Genomic DNA, 16,137 nt, shown 5'->3' with positions numbered 1-16,137 from the left:
GTCCTGGTCCTGGTCACGGGATCCTCCGGTGCTCGGGGTGCGGCCCGCCGGCGTCGACGGGCGAGTGGCCGAACTCTGCCACCGCTCGCGGGGCCCCGGGTGCGCGCGGGTCCGTGCCGCGCACGTCGTGACGGCACCGTGACGCGCGGCCTCAGGTGCCGGGCACCGTCTCGGCGGGGCGGGCGGCGGCGCTCCGCGGTCGCCCGCCCGTCGCGCGCATCCCGGGCGGGAGCCGGGAGACCGCCAGGGCCATGAGGGGCGTGCCGACGGCGGTCGGGAGGATCCAGGCGAGCGGGCTCGACCACTGCGTGAGCAGGAAGGCCGTGACGAAGGACAGGTAGGACGCGCCCATGAGGCGGATGTGCGCCGGCACCCAGCCGCGCGGCCGGCGGCGGGCCAGGGACGCCCCCGAGAGTGCGGTGACGAGCGTCGCGGCGGCGATCAGGGCGAGGCCCCACAGGCGCCCGGGGTCGAGGGCGAACAGGCCCAGCGCCGTCGTGGTCATGACGACCGCGACGGGCACGTAGACCCGGCCGGCGAGGCCGTGGCGGTCGCGCCGCTTGGGCAGCGCCATGACGACGGGGCCGAGCAGCAGCCCGAGGCCGCCGGCGACGACGTGCGGCACGAGCAGGGCGGTGTGCAGGTCCATCTCGGCTCCCGTGTCCACTGTGGACTGTCGATGCCGGGAGCGTGGCACGGTCTACAGTGGATGGTCAAGACCCGGGCGCAGGGAGGGGGTGGCGATGCCGAGGGCTCTCAACGCCACCGCGGCGTCCCTGCTCGGGTTCCTCCACGACGGGCCGCAGTCGGGCTACGACCTCCTCCGGACGGCCGAGCGCGCCATCGGCGACTTCTGGAGCCTCACCCGCAGCCAGGTCTACCGGGAGCTCGCCGCCATGGCCGACGACGGGCTGGTGGTCGCCGCCGAGGTCGGCGCCCGCGACCGCCGGGCGTACGCCGTGACCGACGAGGGGCGGGAGGCGTTCCGGCAGTGGCTGTCCCGTCTCCCCGCCGAGGAGCAGATCCGGTACCCGCTGCTGCTCGTGCTGGCCTTCGCCCGGCACCTGCCGCCGGGAGAGCTCGCCGCCTTCGTCGCCCAGCACCGCGCCGTGCACGCGGCTCGGCTGGAGGGCTACCACCAGGCGCGGGTCGAGGCGCTGGCGGCCGGGGCGCGACCGGTCGACCTGGTGACCCTGGACTTCGGGACCCGCTACGAGACGGCCGTGGTCGAGTGGTTCGACGCGCTGCCGGCCGAGCTCCGCGAGGGCTGACGCGGCGCGGCGCTCCGACGGCCGTCCGTCGCGGCGAGAGCGGCGGCGCCCGTGCGAGGCTCGCCCGCGTGGGGGACCTCGAGCGGGTGCTGGCCGAGCGGCTGGAGCTGCGGCGCCCGACCGACGACGACCTCGGCGAGGTGCACGCCCTGCACGCCGACCTCGGGGCGGAGGAGCGCCTGCCGAGCGGCCGACAGGTGCTCGGGCAGCAGACCCGCGTGGTGGTCGCCCGGTGGCAGCAGGGCTGGGACGACTGCGGCCTCGGCAGCTGGGTCGCTCGCGGCCGGGACGGCGAGGAGGCGGGGCGCCTGCTGGGCGTCGGCGGCTGCGACGTCCGCCACGGCGTGGTGTGGAACCACCGCCACCGCCACCGCCACCGCCACCGCCACCGCCACCGCCACCGCCACCGCCACCGCCTCCTCCGACGGGGTGCGGGGCCGCGGTCTGGCGCAGGAGCTCGTCGCCGCCCGGAGCGCCGCGGCGGCCGTGCGGCCCGACCTGCCGGTCGTCGCCGACCTGCTGGAGCACGACGGGGGCTCGCGGCGCGCCGTCGAGCACGCCGGCCTGGACCTCGTCTGGCGGGGGGCCGACGTCGGGACCTCGGACCCCGGGGCCGTCCGGCTGGTCTGGGCCGACCGGCCGGTGCCGGCCGACGCGCTCGCCCTGCTGGTGCGCTCGTGAGCACCCGCCCGCCCGCGGACCGGCCCTCGCCGTCGCTGCGCCGCCTCGGCGAGGAGGACTGGCCGCTGTGGCGCCGGCTGCGCCGGGCGTCGCTCGAGGACGCCCCGGAGGCCTTCGGCTCGACGCTCGCCCAGTGGAGCGGTGACGGCGACCGGGAGGAGCGCTGGCGCGCGCGCCTGCGCGACGTGGCGCTCCACCTCGTGGTCGAGCTCGCGGGGGAGCCCGTGGGCGTCGTCGCGGCCACCGCGCCCTCGCCCGTCGGGGAGCCCGAGGTCGAGCTCATCTCGATGTGGGTGGCGCCCGGGGCGCGGGGCCGCGGCGTCGGCGACGCCGCGGTGGAGGGGGTCCTCGGGTGGGCCTCCCGGGAGCTCCCCGGGGCGGCCGTGGCCCTCTCGGTCATGGCCGGCAACGAGGCGGCGCGGCGCCTGTACGTGCGCCACGGCTTCGTCGACGCCGGTCCGGCGCCGGACGACCGCTGCGAGCGGCGGATGCGGCGACCGGCCTGAGCCACCGGGGCGGAGACCGCCCCGGTGGCCGGTCGGTCAGCGCTTGCGCAGGCCCCGGAGGACCTTCCCGACGGCGCCGCCGCCGGCGCCGCCCCCGGTCGCCGGACGACCCGTGCCCGATCGGCGCGGGGCCCCGGTCGTCCCGCGGGTCCTGCCGGTGCTGCCGCCGCGCGCCGCGGCCTGCTTGGCTGAGCGCAGCAGCTTGTTCACGATGCCCATGGCTGTCCCTCCTCGCCCTCGCGCGGTCGCGGGGGGTGCCTGAGGGTAGGGCCGCGACGACGGGCCTGCTCGGCGGAGCCGGCCGTGCCGAGGGGTGGAGGAGCCTGGCGGGCGGGGCGAGCGGGTCACCCGGACGGTCCAGCGCGCGGCCGGCACTCGCGGCGCCCGGGGTCAAGGTGCGGGCCTCCCCGGACGAGGAGAGCACTGTGAGACGCACACGTGCCCAAGGCCACCAGGCTCCCACCACGCCCCGCGACGTCGAGGCCCTCGAGGAGATCATGTCCGCCCTGGACGAGGGGGTGGACAGCGAGGCCGACGCGCACGCGCGGATCATCGGGGCGCTGGTGCCCGCGCTGGCGCTCACCTACGGCGCCGTCTGGCTGCCCACCGACGACGGCCGGTTCGCGCTGGCCCACGAGACCGGTGACCTGGTCCCCGCGATGGCGACGGCCGCCGGGGGCGCGCGCGTCATCGACCGGGACGCCGGCCTCGTCGGGCAGGCCGTGCGCACGCGCAAGCCCGTGCTGGCCGCCGGGAGCGGCGGCGACCTCTCCTGCCAGCGCTGGCGCGCCGCCGCGGACGCGGGCATGACCGGCGGCTGCTGCCTGCCCGTCCTGCAGGGCGGCCAGGTCGTGGCGGTCCAGGAGTTCTACACCCGCGAGGGTCTGCCCTTCTTCGGCGCCCGCGCCGAGAAGTGGGAGGCGATCGGCCGCATCGCCGCCCACGCGCGCCAGCGCGCGCTGGCGGCTCGCGAGCTCGAGGAGGTCTCCAGCTCCCGCCTGGCGGTCACGACCGTCGTCAGCCAGATCGCCACCACCACCGACGAGGCCTCGGCCATCACGACGGCGCTGGACACCGTGCGCGACGCCTTCGGCTGGGCGTACGGCTCCTTCTGGGCCGTGGACGGCGACGTCCTGCGCTTCGCCGTCGAGTCGGGCTCGGCGGGGGAGGAGTTCCGCCAGGTCACCCGCGCGGCCACCTTCGCCGAGGGCGTCGGCCTCGCCGGACGCGCGTGGCGCGCCCGCGACATGGTGTTCGTCCGCGACCTCAGCCAGCTGACCGACTGCGTCCGCGCTCCCGCCGCGGGCCGCGCGGGCGTCCGCTCGGGGGTGTGCCTGCCCGTGCTCGTGGACGACCGGGTCGTCGGGACGATGGACTTCTTCACCACCGAGGTCATGGACCTGTCCGAGTCGCGGGGGTCTGCGCTGCGGAACGTCCAGCAGCTCCTGTCCCAGCACCTCGAGCGCATGCGGCGGACGCACTCCGACGCGGAGAAGGCGCAGGAGCTCCTGGGCACGGTGTCGCTCGTCCGCGGGGCGACCGAGGACGCGCACGCCGTGGCCGGAGCGGCGGTCGCCCGGACGGCGACGCTGACCACGGAGGTCGACGCCCTGGCCAGCGCGTCGGCGGCCATCAGCGACGTCATCGACGTCATCTCCAAGATCGCGGCGCAGACGAACCTCCTGGCCCTCAACGCGACGATCGAGGCCGCCCGCGCCGGTGAGGTGGGGCGCGGCTTCGCCGTCGTCGCGGGCGAGGTGAAGGAGCTGGCGCGCGAGACGGCCGCCGCGACCGAGCGCGTCGCCGAGCAGGTGCGGACCATCCAGGCGAGCAGCGTCGCCGTCTCCGCGGGCATCCACGAGACGAGCGAGATCATCAGCCAGATGGACGTCGTCCAGTCGCGCATCGCCGACGTCCTCGCGCAGCAGGCGGCGATGGCCGAGAACTTCGCCGCCCGCGGCTGACCTCCGCGCGCCCCCCGGGGGGCCGTGCCGGGGCGGGGCCGGCCCGGGCCGCGCGCGCTCGTGCTCGCGGCGGGTGCTGCCACGATGAGCCCATGGCCACCGTCTACGACGCGATCAGCGACGACCTCGCGGGCTGGATGGCTCGGCAGCCGGTCTACTTCGTCGCCACCGCCCCCCTCGCGGCCGACGGCCACGTCAACGTCTCGCCGAAGGGCATGGACGGAACCTTCGCCGTGCTCGACGGGCGCACCGTCGCCTACCTGGACTACAGCGGCTCCGGCGCCGAGACCATCGCCCACGTGCGCGAGAACGGGCGCATCGTCGTCATGTTCACCGCCTTCGACGGCAGGCCGACCATCGTGCGCCTCCACGGTCGCGGCCGCGTGGTGCTCACGACGGACGAGGAGTTCGCCGGGCTCCGCGAGCGCTTCGGCAAGGAGCGCACGGTCGGGCAGCGCGCGATCGTCGTGGTCGACGTCGGGCGCATCTCGGACTCCTGCGGGTTCTCCGTGCCGCTCATGGACTTCCGCGGGGACCGCGACGTCCTCGACCGGGTCCAGGAGCGCAGCGGCGAGGACTACTACCCCGGGTACTGGGAGACGGCGAACGCCGAGAGCATCGACGGCCTCCCCGCCATGCCCGGCCGCTGAGCCCGCGCGACCAGCAGGGACCCGAGGTGCTCGAGGGCTTCTCGCTCCGCTCCGCGGACGTCGGCGACGGCGTCCGGCTGCGGTTCCGCACCGGCGGGCAGGGCCCGCCGGTGGTGCTGCTGCACGGCCACCCGCGCACGCACACCACCTGGCACCGCGTGGCGCCTCGGCTCGTCGCCGCGGGCTTCTCGGTCGTGTGCCCGGACCTGCGGGGCTACGGGCGCTCGACGGCGCCGGCCCCGCTGCCCGACGCGGCGCAGGCCTCGAAGCGGGCCATGGCCGGCGACGTCGTGACCCTCCTGCGGGAGCTGGGGCACGAGCGGTTCGCCGTCGTCGGCCACGACCGCGGCGGCTACGTCGCCCACCGCCTGGCGATGGACCACCCCGAGGTCGTCACGCACCTCGCCGTCCTCGACGGCGTCCCGATCGGCGAGGCGCTCGCCCGCGCCGACGCGCGCTTCGCCACCGCCTGGTGGCACTGGTCCTCCTCCGCCCGCCCCGGGGTGGCCGAGCGCGTCATCACCGCCGACCCCGACGCCTGGTACGGCACGGAGGCCACCGACCCCGGCCGGGCGGCGCGCATGGGGGAGGAGAACTACGCCGACCACCTCGCGGCCGTCCGGGACCCGGCCGTCGTGCGCGCCGTGCTCGAGGACTACCGGGCGGGCCTGGGGGTCGACCGGGCCGCCGACGACGCCGACCGCGCGGCCGGGCGGCAGCTCGCGTGCCCGACGCTCGTCGTCTGGTCGACCGAGGACGACCTGGAGGACCTCTACGGCGACGTCCTCGCCGTCTGGCGCCCGTGGGCGCCGGACCTGCGCGGCGCGACCGTCCCGAGCGGCCACCACATGGCCGAGGAGGCCCCCGCCGAGCTGACCGCGGCGCTGCTGGAGCTCCTCGGCCGCGGCTGAGGCGCCCGTCACCACCGGGCGCGGGCCCGCGCCCGCGCCCGGCCCGGTCACACGGTGAACTGCCGGGTGAGGTCGCGCAGGCGGTCGGAGACGTCGGCGAGGTCGGTCGCCGCGTCCTGGGCGGCGCTGACGGACTCGGCGGTGGACCGGGTGGCCGTCGCGACGCCGGTGATGCTGGCGGCGATGTCCTGGGAGTGGCTCGCGGCCTGGTTCATGCTGCGGCTCATCTCGGCCGTGGTCGCCGTCTGCTCCTCGACCGCGGCGGCGATGGTGCTCTGGTGGTCGTCGATCGCCTGGATGATCGCCGAGACCTCCTCGATGGCGCTCGCGGCGCTGGCCGTGTCCGCCTGGATGGCCTCGACCCGCCGGGTGATGTCGTCGGTCGCCTGGGCCGTCTCGCCGGCGAGGTCCTTGACCTCCCCGGCCACCACGGCGAAGCCGCGGCCGACCTCGCCGGCGCGGGCGGCCTCGATCGTCGCGTTGAGGGCGAGCAGGTTGGTCTGGCCGGCGATGGTCTTGATGGCGGTGACGACCTCCCCGATCTGGCGGGAGGACTCCCCGAGCTTGGCGATCGTGCTGTTCGTGAGCTCGGCGGCGGTGACGGCCCGGCCGGCGACGTGCGTGGCCTCGGTGGCGCTGGCGGCGATCTCGTGGATCGAGGCGCCCATCTGCTCGCTGCCCGACGCCGCGCTCGCCACGTGCGAGGCGACCTCGTCGGTGGCGACGGCCACCTCGTCGACGCGGGCGCTGGAGGCGCGGGCGTCGGCGGCGATCTGCTCGGACGCGGAGCCCACGCGCTGGCTGGTCGCCGCCAGGGTGCTCGCGTGGTCGGCCACGGCGCTCATGGCCTCGGCCACGCGCGCCAGGGCGGCGTTGGCGTGGGTGCCCAGCTCGCCGAGCCCGTCTTTCGAGGCGGTGTCCAGGCGCCGGGTCAGGTCGCCCCGGGCGACGGCGGCGAAGACGCCGACCGCGTCGCGCATCGGGTGCGTGATGCTGCGGGTGATGACCCAGGCGACGCCGGACGCCGCGGCCACGACCGCTGCGCAGATGACGAGCATGAGCGTCACGAAGGTGGCGCCGATGGAGCGGGCCTGCTCCGCCTGCACCACGTTGGCGGACTCCTCCAGGTCGATGACCGCGTTGATCGAGGCCAGCCACTCCTCGAAGAGCGGTCGGGCCTCGGTGAGCACGAGCTCCCGCGCCTCGTCCACCTGGCCGCTGGCGCGCAGCTCGACGACGCGCTCGACCACCGGCGTGGTGCGGGCCTCGACGTCCTGCACCACGGCGTACGCCTCGCGCTCCGCCGCGGTGGTGGCGCTCTCGTCGGCCATGAGGGCGTCCAGCGGGGCGGCTGCCTCCTCGTAGGCGGCGCGGAGCTCCTCGATCGTCGCCACGTCCTCCTGCACCTCGGGGGGCGCGTCGTCCAGCACGACGTCGCGCAGCGCGATCGACCGGTCGTGGACGCTGCCCCGGAAGTCGATCGCGTACCGCTGCTTGACGCTGTTCTCCTCGATCGTCGACAGCCTGTCGTTGATGGCCGCCACCCGGAGGATCCCGAGGACGGTCACGAGGACGACGCCCAGGGCGACGAGCGCGAAGCCCGCAGCCAGCCGCTGACCGACGCTCCACCTGGTGACGCTCATGTGCTGCTCCCTGCTCCACGGCCGGCGCTCCTCTCCGGGCGCCCACGAGGCCGTACCCGTCCTGTCGACCGCGCCGCTCGGTCGTTGAACGCAGGAGCACCTCGTCACCCCGTCCGCCGCGGCGACGTCGTCCGCTCGCCGCGCTCGCGCGCGCCGCTGCGGCGACGGGTGCGCGGGACCCGCAGCCAGGTGGTGTCGGCGGAGCGGCCGTGAGCTCGCCGTCGTCGTCGGCGGGGACCTGGTGCGGTGGGGCTCCACCCCGGCCCCCGTCGACAGCGGGCCGCGCCTGACCGGGTCGTGGCACGTCTGCCCGCCGGTCCGGCGATGCTCGCCGAGCGGTGCGGGGAGGGCGCCCCGGAGCAGGTCGCCGACCGCACCCGGGCGGCGCACGAGGGCGTCCCCGTGGAGCCGGCGGCCGTCGCCCGCCTCGCGGAGGGTCGTGGGAACGAGGACCGGGCGGGCGCTCAGGCCCCGGGGGGCCGTCCGTCGCGGCCGGCGCGGTGCTGCTCCCGGCCGGTGCGGACGCTGAGCTGCTGGCCGAGGACGACGAAGCCCAGGGCCCGCGCGAGGCGCACCGAGGCCTCGGGGCGGGCCCGCCACTGCGGCAGGAGGCCGGCGTCGAGAGCGTGGGCGGCCGCGGCGGCGGCGACCGCGCGCGCCCGCCGTGCGCCGCGGGCCCCGGGGCGGGTGAGCACGCACAGGTGCGCGACGCCGCTGGGCCAGCGCTCGTAGCCGGCGACGGCCACGGGCCGCCCGTCCACGGCGAGGACGAAGGCGGGGGAGTCGAGGTCGCGGACCCCGCTCTCCGCGACGTCCTCGGCGGGGCAGGCGTCCAGCAGCGCGGCCACGGGCGCCGAGCGCGCGGGGACCGCGACGAGCTCGCCGGCGGCGTCGAGCGGGACCACCGGCCGGTGCTGCGACGGCAGGTACGCCAGCCGGGCCGGTCCGAGGACCTCCTCGAGCACGACGTGCTCGCCCAGCGCCGACGGCGCGGTGCGCTCCTCGGGCGCCAGGCGGTCCAGCGCCCGTGCCAGGGCGTCGGCCCGGCCGGCGTCCGGGGCGGTCGCGACGGTGGCCCCGGCGATCGTCAGCACGCCGCACCACCCCGGCGGGCACAGCCGCGAGCCGGGGCCACGACGACGCGAGCGGTCGCGGGGGAGCCGAAGCCGGCTCCCCCGCCGGCGAGGGCCGCCCATGCCCGCTGCACCGCCGCCGTCGAGGACACCCCTGCACCAGCGCGCGCCACCGCAGCCGGTGGCCGCTCCCCGGGCTCGGTCACGGGCGTCCTACGCCGCCGCGACGTCGTGCAGGACCACCGTGGCGAAGCCGAGGACGGAGCGGTACCCGCCCAGCCACTGCCGGCGGTGCTCCCGAGCTGCCGCGAGGGCCTGCTCGCGGTCAGCGCCGGTGGGTGCGTCGTGCAGGGCCCAGTCGACGAGCGAGCCCGTCCAGGACCACTCGTAGTCGTCCCACTCCGCCAGGGTGCTGATGTGCCCGGGGCCCGGCTCGAAGGAGGCCTCCCGGACCTGGTGCAGGAAGCCGTCCAGGTCGGGGAGGTCCTCCGGGGCCGCCTCCAGCGCGGACAGGGCCTGCGGGGTCGGCGTCACCTCCCAGAACCCGTCGCCGAGCAGCACCTGCCCGCCGGGTCGCAGGTGCCGGCGCACCGCTGCCAGCGTGGGGCCCAGGCCCCCGAAGGCGTGGCTGGCCCCCACGCACACGACCACGTCGAAGGACCCGCCGCTCCACTGCGCCGCGTCCGCCTGCTGCCACTCCACCCGGGCGCCCACCCCGAGGTCCTGGGCGGTCTGCGCCAGCCCGTCGGGCAGCGACAGGTCCACCCCGACGCCGGTGAGGTCCTCCCGGGCGGCGAGGAGCTCGCTCAGCCACACCCCGTAGCCGCTGCCCAGGTCCAGCACCCGTCCTGCCGCCGGTGGCCTCAGCCAGCCGAGCAGCTCGCGCACCCGGCTCAGAGCCACCGGGGCCGCCACGGGATGACGGCGATGAGCGATGTCAGAGACGGCGCGACGGTCCACCAGCGCTTGGTACCAGGCCCCGTCCGGCGTCGACAGCCTGTTTCAGGTGCCGACGAAGAGCCCCAGCGAGTTCACCGCGCCGTGCGCGGCCAGCAGCGGCCACATCCGGCGGTACCGGCTCCACAGGCAGCCGAGGAAGACGCCGAGCGGCATGTGGGTCACCAGGGCCGAGGGGACGTCGAGGCCGAGGTCCCCCGTGCCCTGGATGGCGGCGTGCCACACGGACCAGAGCAGCGACGACAGGACGATCGCGGGCCACGGGCCGAGCCAGGCCTGGACCCGCGAGAGCAGCCACCGCCGGTAGAAGACCTCCTCGACCACGGCGTTGACGAGGAAGCCGACGACGACGGTGGCGACGAGCTCGGCGAGCGTCACGGTGCTCGCGAGGTCGCCGCCGGGCATGGCGAGCGGGCTGGCGAAGGCGAGCAGCCCCCACGCCAGCAGGGCGACCACGGGCCCCGCCAGGCGCCACCGGCGGGAGCCGGTCACCACGGCGGCCCGCCACGCGGTCCCGCGCCGGCGACGGCGGCGCAGCACCAGCAGGGGGAGCGCGACCAGGAGGGCGAGCTTCCCGGCGGTGTGGGCCGGCTCGCCCCCGCCCGCGGCGTGCAGCCCGACGGCGAAGACGACGGCGATCGCGACCAGGACGAGCCCCTCCCGCCGGGCCGCCGGCTCCGACGAGGAGCCGACCACGGCCGGACGTCCACGCACGGGGAGCAGGCGCACGACCGCGATGCCGGCGAGGGCGGGCACCCAGCGCCGCCACACCTCGACGGTCTCGGCGCTGTCGGCGCGGTAGCGGACGGACGTGTGGCCGCTGGCCGCCAGCCAGGCGACGGAGAGCGAGAGCAGCAGGAGCCCGACCACGAGCACCGCCAGCCCCGGCAGCGACCGCGACCGGGGGCTCGACGTCGGGGCGTCCGCCGGGGACGGGGTCATGCCGGGAGCTGTTCCTGCCCGAGCTCCCCGTCGCTCATGCGCGAAGGCTAGGGGCGTTCGCGGCGGGGCGGGGCGGAGCGGCGAGCCGGTCGGCGTGCTCGCGGCAGAGGTCGCCGTGCCCGTCCAGGTGCGCCGGCGCCGGAGTCCTCCGCCCTGGTCAGCGGGGACCAGGCGGTGGGCGAGGTGCGCCAGGTCCTCAGCCGCGCTCGTGCTGCAGGACCTGCGCCGCCTCGGGGCGCCGGGCGGTGCGCGCCACCACCCACGTGAGGGCGCCGACCGTCGCGAACGCCGTCCCGAGCAGGGCCCAGCCGGGCGTGCCGTGGTCGACGGCGGTGGCCGTCACCACGAGCGGGGCGAGCATGGTGCCGATCGAGTACCCCGTCTGGCTCACGCCCTGGTAGGCGCCCGCGCTGCGGGGGTCGGCGAGCTCGAAGGCCAGGCCCCAGCTCCCGGCCTCCGTCAGCATCTCGGCGGCCGTGTGCGCCGTCGCGGCCAGCACGAGCAGGACGACGGCGAGGACGACGCTCCCCGTCGCGGCGGCGGCGTGCAGCCCGCACGCGAGGGCCAGCAGCACGCCGCCGCGGGCGACGGCGCGCCCCGCGGCCCTGACGTCGTCGGTGCCCCGCGAGGCCCGGACCTGGAAGCAGGCGATGAGGACCGTGTTGAGCACCAGCAGCGCCGAGACCGTGACGGGCGGCGCCGGCGTGCGCGTGACGACCCACAGGGGCACCCCGACGGTCTGCAGGCCGAACTGCATGGCCATCACCGCGTTCAGGCCGGTCACGGCCAGGTAGGTGCGGTCGCGCAGGGGGGAGCGGCCGGTCGTCGTGGGCGCCGTCGGCGTCGTGGTGGTGGCCGACGCGAGGTCCAGCGGCTCGGGTGGCGGGCCGGCTCCGCGGACGAGCCGGGCGAGCGGGACGCAGGAGGCCAGGACGAGCGCTCCGGCGAGGAGCATCGTCGAGCGGTACGCCGCGGCGGTGCCGACGAGCAGCGCGGCCCCGGCGAGGACGGTGCCCAGCCCGATGAAGACGTTCGTGACGACGCGCAGCCTCGCCCGCACGGCCATGCGCTCGGGCCCGGTGGAGGTGCGGGCCAGCACGGCCTGGCGGGCGGTCCCCTGCATCGAGCGGAAGCCGACCGCGCAGCAGGCCGTGACGACGAACGCCGTCGTGCTGGTCGCGAGCACGTACGCCAGGAGGGCCAGGCCCTGGCCCAGGGTCGCCCCCAGGAGCAGGCGCGAGGCGCCGACGCGGTCCGCGAGGTAGCCCGCCCCGAAGGAGCCCGCGACGCCGACCGCGCCGGCGACCGTGAGGCCGAGGCCGACGGTGGTGGCTCCGAGCCCGACGACCGTCGTGAAGAACAGGGCGCTGACCGTGTAGAAGAGGCCGCTGCTGAGCGAGGTCGCCATCGTCGCGGTCGTCAGGGGCCGGGCGACCGGCCCGGTCGGCGCGAGGGTGGAGCGGACGGCGTCGAGCGCGCGCCGCGGTGGGGCCGGGGGCGGCGGGGTGGGGGAGGGCACGGCGCCAGTTCTCCCCGATCCGGCCGCCCGGCACCACGGAGATGGCGTTGTGCTTGATGATCCGTTACGAGCTCGCCGGCATGGACCTGGCGGACGTGCGCTTCGCGGTCTCCCCGCTCAACGAGCTCGCCCTGTCGCTGCGCACCTGGCGCGACCCCGGCCGCTTCCCGCTGCACCTGCCGTGGCCGCGGGAGGTCGACGCCGCGCGGACCGACCTCGACGCCGAGGTGCTGCTCGCGCTGACCGACGCGCGCCTGTGGACGCCGGACTTCCTCACCCCGCGCCCGCGCTCCCCGCTCACGCGCATCGAGGACGAGCTGGAGGGACTCCTCGCCGTCCCGCCCGACGTCGTCGCCTCCGACCTGGCCGCCGTCCACCCCGGCCCGGACGCCCTGCCCGCCGCGCTGCGCGGCCCGGTCCCCGTGGTGCGGCAGCGGGTCGTCGACGCGCTGGCCGGGTACTGGGAGCGGTGCTTCGCCGGCTCGTGGCCGCGCATGCGCGCCCTCCTCGAGGCGGACGTCATGCACCGCGGCCGCGAGATGGCGAGCCGTGGCCTGGCGGCGATGTTCGCCGGTCTGGCCGAGCGCGTCTCGTTCGCCGACGGGGTCGTGAGCCTGCGCCTGGCCTCGGAGGTGGCCTACACGCGCTCGACGACGGGTGTCGGCCTCACGCTGGTGCCCACGCTCTTCTCCCGCGGGGTGTCAGCGCCCATCTCGCCCGTCGAGCCGCCGCTCGTCATGTACGGCGCGCGGGGTCTCGGGACGCTGTGGCAGAGCGAGCGGGCTCCGGCGCCCGCGGCGCTCACCGGGCTGGTCGGTGCCGTGCGCGCCGGGCTGCTGGTCCGCCTGGCCACGCCCGCGTCGAGCACCGAGCTGGCCGCCCGGGCGGGCGTCACCCCGGCGGCCGTGAACCAGCACCTGCGGGCGCTGCGCGCGGCCGGTCTCCTGACGTCGTCCCGGTACGGGCGCTCGGTGCTCTACCGCCGCTCGGAGCTGGGGGACCACCTCCTGGCCGGCGGGGTGCGCTGACCAGGGGCCCTCTCAGGCGGACCGCTCGGCGTCGTCGCGCAGGATGCAGAGCTCGTTCCCCTCGGGGTCGGCCAGGAGGACCCAGCCGGAGCCGTCGGGACGGCGGCGGTCGGCGACCTGCCGGGCGCCGAGGGCGAGGAGCCGGGCCAGCTCCTCGTCACGGGAGCCCTCGGTCGGCTCCAGGTCCAGGTGCACGCGGCTCTCCACCGTCTTGGCCTCCGGCACCTCGACGAGCAGCAGCCGCTGCGTGCCGTCGGGCGACCAGATGCCGCACTCCTCGTGGCCCGGCTCGTCCGGGTCCTCGGGGTCCTCGTGGAAGCCCAGGACCTCGGCCCAGAGAACGGACCGGGCGTGGGCGACCCGGCTGTCGAAGGGCGTGTGCGAGATGACGGCGGTCATGACCGCACCGTGGCGCCGACGGGCGCGGGCTGTTCAGCGCCCTCCGCGGCGGGCGGACCCGACCCGGTCGCGGGGACGCGCCTGACCGCCGTGCGGTCCGCCCCTGCGAGCCCGCGGCTCGGCGCGGGTCAGGGGAGGAGCGCGCGGTCCTGCCCGTGCGGCGCGGGGTCGAAGAAGCTCAGTCGGCCGTAGCGCGCCAGGGCCTCGACGACGGCACGCGAGGGGGAGGGCAGGTGGACCGACGTCCCCCGGCCGCGCGCGGCGAGGTGGACCCGGACCAGCAGACCTGCGCCGGCCTGGTCCAGGCCCTCCACCGCCGAGGCCTCGACGGTGTGGACCCGCGCGAGCACGGCGCCCGTGGGGTAGCCGCACCGGTCCAGCACCTGGTGGGTGATGCGCCCCGACAGCGCGAGCACGAGACCGCCCGCCGCGCCCGGCTCCTCCCCGGGGGAGGGCCCGTCGCCGTCGTGCCGGGGGCGCTCGAGCAGGCGCAGGTCGCCGCTGGCGTCGCAGGCCCGGAGGTCCGGAGGCGGCTGCGGGGGTCGTGCAGGGCGGTCAGCGAGCGTCGTCCGGCGCGATGGCGGTCGACGGCGGTGTGCGTCCTCGATGCTGGCCAGCCCTCCCCGGGGCGGCGCGGCCGCCTGGGACGGGTGCGCCGCGCGTCCTCGCTGCCGTCGGCTCGACATCGGCGGCCGGGCAGCGGTCGAGGGCGAGCCTCGACACGTGCGCCACCGGGTCGCTGGGGCAACCTTATGTCGCACCTCGCGACGATGGTGACCGATCCGGGGTCGCAGGCCGCGTCGAGCGCTGAGCCCTCGCTCGTGAGGTCGCAGAGGGCCGCGGGGGCGGGCTGCGCCGGACCGCTGCGACAGGACGTCGACGGGCGAACGGCCTAGCGTGCTCGTGAGCCGGCGGAGCGGGTCCAGACCACGAGGCGCCTGCCGCCGGTGCCGTCCCTGGAGACGCTCCCGTGGCTTCCCGTCCCCTCCCCGTCGACGACGACCCCCGTGAGGTCCCCGGCAGCACCGGGTCGCCGGCACCCGGTCCAGCACCCGGTCGTGATCGAGCGGCTGCCCCGGACCGGGCGCCGGCCCCCTCGCGCGCGTCCCTGCTGCGCTCGGCCGTGACGGCCAGCGAGATGACGACCCTGCAGCTGTGGGTCGAGCAGCTGCAGGTCGGCGGCGACCTGGGGCTCGGGCAGCTCGTCGACGCCCTCGCCGGGCGGCGCGAGCTGAGCGAGCACGACTGCGCCGTGCTCGAGCAGAGCCTCTTCGAGGCGTCGGTGCGGACCCCGGCGGGCGGCCTCGCCGTCCCGGTGGCCGAGCCGTCACCCGTGCCCGGAGGGAGTGCGCCGGGGAGGGTGCGGCTGCACGGGAGCGCGACTGGTGTGCTCGGGGGGCATCGACGTCGGTGTGGTGCGGGGATCCGCCGTCGGCGACGAGCAGCTGGCGCAGGTCCGGGTGGTGGACCTGTCGGCGGTCACCTCCTTCGACCGCGCGGCGCTCACGCTGGTCGTGCGGTGCGTGCAGCACGCCCGGGACGGGGTCGAGGGCCGTCTGCGCCTGGTCGGGGCCTCCGCCCACGTCCGCGAGGACCTGGCGCTGCTCGGGGTGCTGGAGCTGGTCGACCTGCACGACTCGCGCTGACCCGCCGCGCTCGCCCGCCCCGAGGGACTCGAACGGGTGCACGTCGTCGCCGTCGCCGCTCCTGCCGCGACTCTACTGTCGGGCGACAGTAGGGTTGGCGTCACCGAGAGCGATCGATGCTCCTGAGGGGGGTTCATGGCACCGGAGGACGGCAGCGCAGGGTCACGGCCCGCTGACGAGGAGGCCGAGGCGGCGGACGCGCGCCCCGGGTGGCGCGAGGTCCTGCGCGAGGACGTCCGCGCCCACCGCGGTGAGCTCACGTCCCCGGGACTGCACGCCGTGCTCGTGCACCGCTTCGGCGCCGCTCTCCCGCGGATGCCGAGGAGCTCGCAGCGGGCAGCACGCGTCCTCCACCGACTCGCCTACGTCTTCCTGCGCAACGTCTACGGCATCGAGATCCCCGCGACCGTGCAGCTCGGACGCCGGGTCCGCATCGCCCACCACACCGGCGTCGTGATCCACCGCTTCGCGGTCATCGGCGACGACTGCGTCCTGCGGCACAACGTGACGCTCGGCGCCCGCAGCGACGACCCCGAGACCTACGCCGACCAGGCGCCCCAGCTCGGGGCGGGTGTCTCGCTCGGGACGGGCGCGGTGGTGGCCGGCGCCGTGCGCATCGGTGCCGGGGCGCGCATCGCCCCCAACGTCACGGTCCTCACCGACGTGCCGGCCGGGGCGACGGTGCGCGCGTCGCCCAACGAGGTCCGGCAGCGGCCGGCGCCGACCACCTGAGCTGTCGCCCCGTCCAGGGGAGCTGCCGCTGCGCAGGCGGCGGGCGCCCCGCACCTCGGCTCGTCCTCGCCGCTGCCGGGACCACCCGTCCTGCTGACGGCTGCGGCCGGGGCGCCCGTCGGGTCCTTCGTCAGCGGAGGCCACGGCCGGCGGGACAGCCCGGTGCTGGCCGGTGACTGGTTCCCGGCCCGCTGCGTGCACGTCCTCCTCCACGG

Annotated in this window: 19 protein-coding genes; 9 read left to right on the top strand and 10 right to left on the bottom strand. The window is 77.0% G+C overall.

The genetic code is table 11. From position 1 onward, the window contains the following. Positions 1 to 151: 151 nt before the first annotated feature. On the bottom strand, positions 152 to 649 hold the full coding sequence (locus Q0848_RS15265) for a DUF2306 domain-containing protein (RefSeq protein ID WP_299039052.1): 498 nt from the start codon (positions 647 to 649) through the stop codon (positions 152 to 154). Positions 650 to 743: 94 nt separating this feature from the next. On the opposite strand from Q0848_RS15265, the gene Q0848_RS15260 reads away from it, so the two are divergent. Beyond that, positions 744 to 1,271 carry a PadR family transcriptional regulator gene (locus Q0848_RS15260; protein ID WP_299039051.1) on the top strand — a complete coding sequence of 176 codons (528 nt, stop codon included), beginning with the start codon at positions 744 to 746 and terminating at the stop codon, positions 1,269 to 1,271. Here the strand turns inward: Q0848_RS15260 and Q0848_RS15255 are convergent. Next, a complete protein-coding gene (locus tag Q0848_RS15255; protein WP_299039050.1) occupies positions 1,211 to 1,678 on the bottom strand; it encodes a hypothetical protein in 468 nt (155 codons plus the stop codon). The genes Q0848_RS15260 and Q0848_RS15255 overlap by 61 nt on opposite strands. 22 nt (positions 1,679 to 1,700) lie before the next feature. On the opposite strand from Q0848_RS15255, the gene Q0848_RS15250 reads away from it, so the two are divergent. After that, complete coding sequence (locus tag Q0848_RS15250) at positions 1,701 to 1,952, top strand: hypothetical protein (RefSeq protein WP_299039049.1); 252 nt, start codon at positions 1,701 to 1,703, stop codon at positions 1,950 to 1,952. Then, on the top strand, positions 1,949 to 2,458 hold the full coding sequence (locus Q0848_RS15245; protein WP_299039048.1) for a GNAT family N-acetyltransferase: 510 nt from the start codon (positions 1,949 to 1,951) through the stop codon (positions 2,456 to 2,458). Before Q0848_RS15250 ends, Q0848_RS15245 begins: the two co-directional genes overlap by 4 nt. A 36-nt stretch (positions 2,459 to 2,494) precedes the next feature. On the opposite strand, the gene Q0848_RS15240 is transcribed toward Q0848_RS15245, so the two are convergent. Further along, positions 2,495 to 2,677, bottom strand: a complete 183-nt coding sequence (locus Q0848_RS15240) for a hypothetical protein (protein ID WP_299039047.1) — start codon at positions 2,675 to 2,677, stop codon at positions 2,495 to 2,497. Positions 2,678 to 2,883: 206 nt separating this feature from the next. On the opposite strand from Q0848_RS15240, the gene Q0848_RS15235 reads away from it, so the two are divergent. The 3 genes from Q0848_RS15235 (at position 2,884) to Q0848_RS15225 (ending at position 5,983) form a co-directional block, all read left to right on the top strand. Then, the gene (locus Q0848_RS15235; protein ID WP_299039046.1) at positions 2,884 to 4,422 is read left to right on the top strand and encodes a GAF domain-containing protein; all 1,539 of its coding nucleotides are present in this window, start codon (positions 2,884 to 2,886) and stop codon (positions 4,420 to 4,422) included. Between the two features lie 92 nt (positions 4,423 to 4,514). Next, positions 4,515 to 5,072: a pyridoxamine 5'-phosphate oxidase family protein gene (locus Q0848_RS15230; protein ID WP_299039044.1), complete on the top strand. Its 558-nt coding sequence runs from the start codon at positions 4,515 to 4,517 to the stop codon at positions 5,070 to 5,072. A gap of 26 nt (positions 5,073 to 5,098) precedes the next feature. After that, entirely contained in the window at positions 5,099 to 5,983 is an 885-nt protein-coding gene (locus tag Q0848_RS15225) for an alpha/beta fold hydrolase (RefSeq protein ID WP_299039042.1), read from the top strand. A 47-nt stretch (positions 5,984 to 6,030) separates the two neighbouring features. On the opposite strand, the gene Q0848_RS15220 is transcribed toward Q0848_RS15225, so the two are convergent. The 5 genes from Q0848_RS15220 to Q0848_RS15200 all read right to left on the bottom strand — a co-directional run bounded on the left by Q0848_RS15220 (position 6,031) and on the right by Q0848_RS15200 (position 12,117). After that, positions 6,031 to 7,626, bottom strand: a complete 1,596-nt coding sequence (locus Q0848_RS15220; protein WP_299039040.1) for a methyl-accepting chemotaxis protein — start codon at positions 7,624 to 7,626, stop codon at positions 6,031 to 6,033. A 464-nt stretch (positions 7,627 to 8,090) separates the two neighbouring features. Next, complete coding sequence (locus Q0848_RS15215; RefSeq protein WP_299039038.1) at positions 8,091 to 8,720, bottom strand: GNAT family N-acetyltransferase; 630 nt, start codon at positions 8,718 to 8,720, stop codon at positions 8,091 to 8,093. A 192-nt stretch (positions 8,721 to 8,912) separates the two neighbouring features. Further along, positions 8,913 to 9,602 (bottom strand): cyclopropane-fatty-acyl-phospholipid synthase family protein, encoded by a 690-nt coding sequence (locus Q0848_RS15210; protein WP_299039035.1) that lies wholly within the window; start codon positions 9,600 to 9,602, stop codon positions 8,913 to 8,915. 99 nt (positions 9,603 to 9,701) lie between these two features. Beyond that, positions 9,702 to 10,598 carry a CPBP family intramembrane glutamic endopeptidase gene (locus tag Q0848_RS15205; RefSeq protein WP_299039033.1) on the bottom strand — a complete coding sequence of 299 codons (897 nt, stop codon included), beginning with the start codon at positions 10,596 to 10,598 and terminating at the stop codon, positions 9,702 to 9,704. A 196-nt stretch (positions 10,599 to 10,794) separates the two neighbouring features. Continuing rightward, positions 10,795 to 12,117 carry an MFS transporter gene (locus Q0848_RS15200; protein ID WP_299039031.1) on the bottom strand — a complete coding sequence of 441 codons (1,323 nt, stop codon included), beginning with the start codon at positions 12,115 to 12,117 and terminating at the stop codon, positions 10,795 to 10,797. Positions 12,118 to 12,173: 56 nt separating this feature from the next. On the opposite strand from Q0848_RS15200, the gene Q0848_RS15195 reads away from it, so the two are divergent. Further along, on the top strand, positions 12,174 to 13,145 hold the full coding sequence (locus Q0848_RS15195) for a DUF5937 family protein (protein ID WP_299039029.1): 972 nt from the start codon (positions 12,174 to 12,176) through the stop codon (positions 13,143 to 13,145). Positions 13,146 to 13,157: 12 nt separating this feature from the next. Here the strand turns inward: Q0848_RS15195 and Q0848_RS15190 are convergent, their stop codons facing one another. After that, positions 13,158 to 13,544 (bottom strand): VOC family protein, encoded by a 387-nt coding sequence (locus Q0848_RS15190; protein ID WP_299039027.1) that lies wholly within the window; start codon positions 13,542 to 13,544, stop codon positions 13,158 to 13,160. 128 nt (positions 13,545 to 13,672) lie between these two features. Beyond that, on the bottom strand, positions 13,673 to 13,960 hold the full coding sequence (locus tag Q0848_RS15185; RefSeq protein WP_299039025.1) for an STAS domain-containing protein: 288 nt from the start codon (positions 13,958 to 13,960) through the stop codon (positions 13,673 to 13,675). 996 nt (positions 13,961 to 14,956) lie between these two features. On the opposite strand from Q0848_RS15185, the gene Q0848_RS15180 reads away from it, so the two are divergent. Together Q0848_RS15180 and Q0848_RS15175 are read left to right on the top strand one after the other, a co-directional pair. Then, positions 14,957 to 15,190: an STAS domain-containing protein gene (locus Q0848_RS15180; protein ID WP_299039022.1), complete on the top strand. Its 234-nt coding sequence runs from the start codon at positions 14,957 to 14,959 to the stop codon at positions 15,188 to 15,190. Between the two features lie 135 nt (positions 15,191 to 15,325). Beyond that, the gene (locus Q0848_RS15175; RefSeq protein WP_299039021.1) at positions 15,326 to 15,922 is read left to right on the top strand and encodes a serine O-acetyltransferase; all 597 of its coding nucleotides are present in this window, start codon (positions 15,326 to 15,328) and stop codon (positions 15,920 to 15,922) included. The last annotated feature ends 215 nt before the right edge of the window (positions 15,923 to 16,137 follow it).

Source organism: uncultured Pseudokineococcus sp. (genome assembly GCF_947495735.1).
Taxonomy (GTDB): Bacteria; Actinomycetota; Actinomycetes; order Actinomycetales; family Quadrisphaeraceae; genus Pseudokineococcus.
Note: the sequence above shows the minus strand (reverse complement) of the source record. Positions and strands in the feature narration are given on the sequence as shown.